The 4,158-nt window shown below is 63.6% G+C and carries 4 protein-coding genes; 3 read left to right on the top strand and 1 reads right to left on the bottom strand.

What is annotated here, in order from left to right; all coding sequences use genetic code 11:
* Positions 1–974 (bottom strand): extracellular solute-binding protein (locus ABR948_RS28720; RefSeq protein ID WP_428124559.1); only part of this gene is annotated, 974 nt, incomplete at its 3' end.
* Between the two features lie 188 nt (positions 975–1,162).
* Between ABR948_RS28720 and ABR948_RS28715 the strand changes: the two genes are divergently transcribed.
* From ABR948_RS28715 to ABR948_RS28705, 3 genes are all read left to right on the top strand, one after another.
* On the top strand, positions 1,163–2,167 hold the full coding sequence (locus ABR948_RS28715) for a Bug family tripartite tricarboxylate transporter substrate binding protein (RefSeq protein ID WP_428124557.1): 1,005 nt from the start codon (positions 1,163–1,165) through the stop codon (positions 2,165–2,167).
* Between the two features lie 23 nt (positions 2,168–2,190).
* Positions 2,191–2,661 carry a (2Fe-2S)-binding protein gene (locus ABR948_RS28710; protein ID WP_428124556.1) on the top strand — a complete coding sequence of 157 codons (471 nt, stop codon included), beginning with the start codon at positions 2,191–2,193 and terminating at the stop codon, positions 2,659–2,661.
* Between the two features lie 7 nt (positions 2,662–2,668).
* Positions 2,669–4,158 (top strand): molybdopterin cofactor-binding domain-containing protein (locus ABR948_RS28705; protein WP_428124554.1); only part of this gene is annotated, 1,490 nt, incomplete at its 3' end.

The following is a 4,158-nucleotide window of genomic DNA, read 5'->3' as shown; positions in this document are numbered from 1 at the left end:
AACGGCATCCGCCCTGCCTTCTCCTGGGTTTGCGGATGCACCGAGCGCAGGCCGCCGACATCGATGATGAGCTGCTGCGCCTCCGGGGTGAAGCAGAACGACTGAAACAGTCGGGCTGCGTTCGGGTTGGGCGAATTCTTGAAGATGCCGTTGGGACCGATGATCAATGGCGATCCTTCGCTGGCATAGACCGGCTCGACCGGACGCCCGGTCTCCTTCATCTGCAGAATATTGTACTCGTTGCCGTCGGCCATGATGGCGCGTTCCCCGAGCTCGAGCTTCTTCGGCGGATCGGCCGACGATTGCACCTGCATGACGTTCTGCTTGGCGAGCTGTTCGAACCAGGCCCAGCCGAGATCGCGCTGCATCTGATAGGTCGCGGTCATGATGGTGCCGCTATAGCCGGGATGCGCCTTGACGATCTTGCTCTTCCATCTGGGGTCGAGCAGATCGGCAAAACTCTTCGGCGCGTCTTCCGGCTTCACCAATTTGGTATTGTAGGCGATGATACTGAGCCAGACCCGCCAGCTCGCAAACTGGCCGTCGATATCCCTGTGCTCGGGCGGATAGAACTTCGCGACATCCTCGGGCACGTAAGGCGCCAGCACGCCGTCGCGCTTCCAGACGATGAAATGCGCCGCATCGGACGAGTTCACGACATCGACGGCGTGGATGTTGCTGGAATATTCCTGACCGATGCGCTGGAACACCCGCTCCGCCCCGGTACGCTCGACCCGAACGGCAATGCCCGGGTATTTCGCCTCGAACGCCTTGGCCAGTTTCTCGGCCACCGGCAGATCGGTCGAGGTATAGTGGATGACCTGACCTTCCTTCTTCGCCGCGGCGATCAGCGCCGGCGTGACCGGTTCCGGCGGCGGCGCATCCGCCATCACGCGGGTCGAGAAGGTCGTGCCCGCAAGCAAGCCGCCGCCCACCTTGAGCATGTCGCGACGCGAGTATCCCTGATTTTTCATTGGCTCTGTCGGCGTTTCCATTGAGATTCGGTTACACCCGAAATCGTGTTTTATTCCTGCCGCAAAATCCCGAGTCTGTCGTCGACAGCTCGCTGGCGTTGCAGCTAGACTTGACAGTTAGACGTGAAAGCTGGATTTGGCCAGCCACCGGCCCAACACAAACAAGTCAAGGGGCCGGGGAGAACGAGATGACGGGCCTGAAATTCACAGGATTGAGGCTGGCGGCAACTGTTCTGGCGACAGCCTTTCTTGCGACAGCCCTTCTTGCAGGTCCATTGACCGGCCCCTCGCTGGCGCAGGATTATCCGACGCGGCCGATCCGGATCATTGTTCCCTTCGGCGCCGGAGGCCCGGCGGACGTAGCCGCCCGCCTGATCGGCAATATCCTGCAGGAAAGCTTGGGCCAGCCGATGGTGATCGAGAACCGGCCCGGCGCCGGCGGCGTGATCGGCACGCTCGAGGCCGCCAGATCGGCTCCCGACGGCTATACGCTGTTGATGATGTCGAACACCCAGACCGCCAATGAATCGCTGGTGCCGCAGCGCAAATACCAGTTGATGCGCGATCTCGTGCCGATCGCACCGGTCAATTTCGCCGATCTGGTGATCGTCGTGCACCCGTCGGTACCCGCCATGACGCTGAAGGAATTCATCGCGCTTGCGAAGTCGCAACCGGGCAGGCTGAATTACGCGTCGTCCGGCCAGGGCACGCCCTACCACATGGCCGGCGAGTTGTTTAAGACCGTGGCCGGTGTCGATCTGGTGCACGTGCCCTACCGCAACAGCGGCGAAGCGCGCAGCGGCATCATCGGCGGACAGGTACAGATGATGATCGATGCGGTGACGGCGATGGCGCCCAATGTCAATCAAGGCCAGGTGCGCGCGCTCGCCATCACGGGATCAGCGCGTTCCAGCGTGCTGCCCGGCGTGCCGACGGTGGCCGAAGCCGGCGTGCCCGGTTACGAAGCCACCATCTGGCTCGGACTGATGGCGCCAACGGGAACGCCGAAACCGATTATCGACAAGCTTAACATTGCCGTGAACGCCGCGATCAGGCGGCCGGAAATCGTCAAGCTCTGGGCCGAACAGGGTGCATCGCCGATGTCGATGACCCCTGAGGAATTCGACAAATATTTGCGCAGCGATATTGTGAAATGGGCCGAGGTCGTCAAGCAGTTCGGCGACAGGCCGTAATCAATGATGACAAGTATTCTCTGATGACCAGTATTCGCTTCCGCCTCAATGGTATCGCGACCGATGTCGACGCCGATCCCGATGCATCGCTGTTGTCGATCCTGCGCGGCCGGCTCGGCATGACCGGTCCGCATTTCGGCTGCGGCGCCAATGAATGCGGCGCCTGCAACGTGATGATGGACGATCATGCGGTAGCCGCGTGCGATACGCCGCTATGGTCGGTCAAGGACAAGGACATCACGACCATCGAGGGCTTAGGCACCGCGCAAGCGCCGCATCCCTTGCAGCGCGCCTTCATCGCCGAGCAGGCGCTGCAATGCGGTTACTGCGTGTCCGGCATCCTGATCAGCGCCGCCGCGCTGCTGAAGCGAAATCCCGCTCCGACCGATAGAGACGTGAGGATCGCGCTCGACCGCAATCTGTGCCGTTGCGGTTCGCATAACCGCATGGTGCGGGCGATCTTGCGCGCCGCGGCCGAGATGCAAACCCAATGATCGCCCCATGACCGAGCCCGTCCCCTCGCCCGCCGCGCCGAAATTGCCGCCCAGCCTCGCGGCCAATCCCGTGCTCTCGTCATGGATCCGGTTCGCGCCGCAAGGACAGGTGATGGTCTCGCCGGGCAAGGTCGAGATCGGGCAAGGTATCGTGACGGCGCTGGCCCAGATCGCGGCCGACGAACTCGATGTCGACCTCGCCCGCGTGCAGATGGTGCGCACCACGACCGCCGGCAGTCCCAATGAAGGCGTCACCTCGGGCAGCCTTTCGGTGCAGCATTCCGGACGCGCGATCCGGCAGGCCTGCGCTGAAATCCGGCAGATGTTTCTGGCCGCGGCTTCGGACCGGCTCGGCGTCGCCCCCGACGCGCTCGCGATCAACGACGGCACCATTTCCGGACCCGGCAATATCCAGACTAGTTATTGGGAACTCGCCGACGAGGTCGCGCTGGACCGCCATGCGATACCGGGCGCCGTGCCCAAATCATCGGCGCAGCGCGCGCTGGCCGGAAATTCGGTGCAACGGCTCGATGTCCCCGACAAGGTATTCGGGCATCCGCGGTTTATTCACGATACGATGTTGCCGGGAATGTTGCACGGCCGCGTGTTGCGATCGGAACTCGCGGCCGCCACGCTGACGGCGCTGAAGGAAGATGGCGCACGCGCCGTTGCCGGCCTGGTCGCCGTCGTGCGCGACGGCAATTTCGCGGGCGTGGTCAGCGAAACCGAGGCCGGCGCCGAAGCCGCGCTCCACGCGCTGCGCAAGGGCGCGACATGGTCGCCTGGCGAAGCGCTTCCCGATGAAAACCAGCTTTCAGACTGGCTGAAAACGCAGCCGGCCGAGTCGACCATCATCGCCAGCAAGACCGCGTCGCAGCCCGGTGAAAAGAAACGCACAATGCGCCGGCAATATGCCCGGCCCTATATCGCGCATGCGTCGATTGCGCCGTCCTGCGCGATGGCGCAATGGACCGGCAACGATCGCGTGCGGGTCTGGACCCACAGCCAGGGCGTCTATCTGCTGCGCTCCGATCTCGCGATGGTCCTCAAACTGCCGCTCGACCACATCACGGTCGAACATATGGAGGGCGCCGGCTGCTACGGGCATAACGCCGCCGACGATGTCGCACTCGACGCCGTGCTGCTGGCGAAGGCGGCCGGTGGCCGGCCGGTCCGCGTATTGTGGACGCGCGCCGACGAGATGTCGCATGCGCCGTTCGGGGCCGCGATGCGCATCGAGATCGAGGCCGATCTGGATGCGCAAGGCGAGATCGTCGACTGGCGTCACAGCCTGTGGAGCAACGGCCACACCGCGCGGCCGGGGCGCGCCGACCAGCCGGCGTTGCTGGCGGCAACGGAACTGGCAAAACCGTTCCCGCGCATGATCTCCACCAATCCGCCTCAGGCCAATGGCGGCGGCGGCGACCGCAATTCGATACCACTTTATGATTTTCCGTCGTGGCGGATTGAATCCCACCGCCTGCTGACCATGCCGGT

The organism is Bradyrhizobium sp., from assembly GCF_050014615.1.
Taxonomy (GTDB): Bacteria; Pseudomonadota; Alphaproteobacteria; order Rhizobiales; family Xanthobacteraceae; genus Bradyrhizobium.
Note: the sequence above shows the minus strand (reverse complement) of the source record. Positions and strands in the feature narration are given on the sequence as shown.

What these genes read in the sequence shown, in the direction of transcription:
- ABR948_RS28710 (WP_428124556.1), top strand. Translation starts at nt 2,191, where the DNA reads ATGACCAGTATTCGCTTCCGCCTCAATGGTATCGCGACCGATGTCGAC.
- ABR948_RS28715 (WP_428124557.1), top strand. Translation starts at nt 1,163, where the DNA reads ATGACGGGCCTGAAATTCACAGGATTGAGGCTGGCGGCAACTGTTCTG.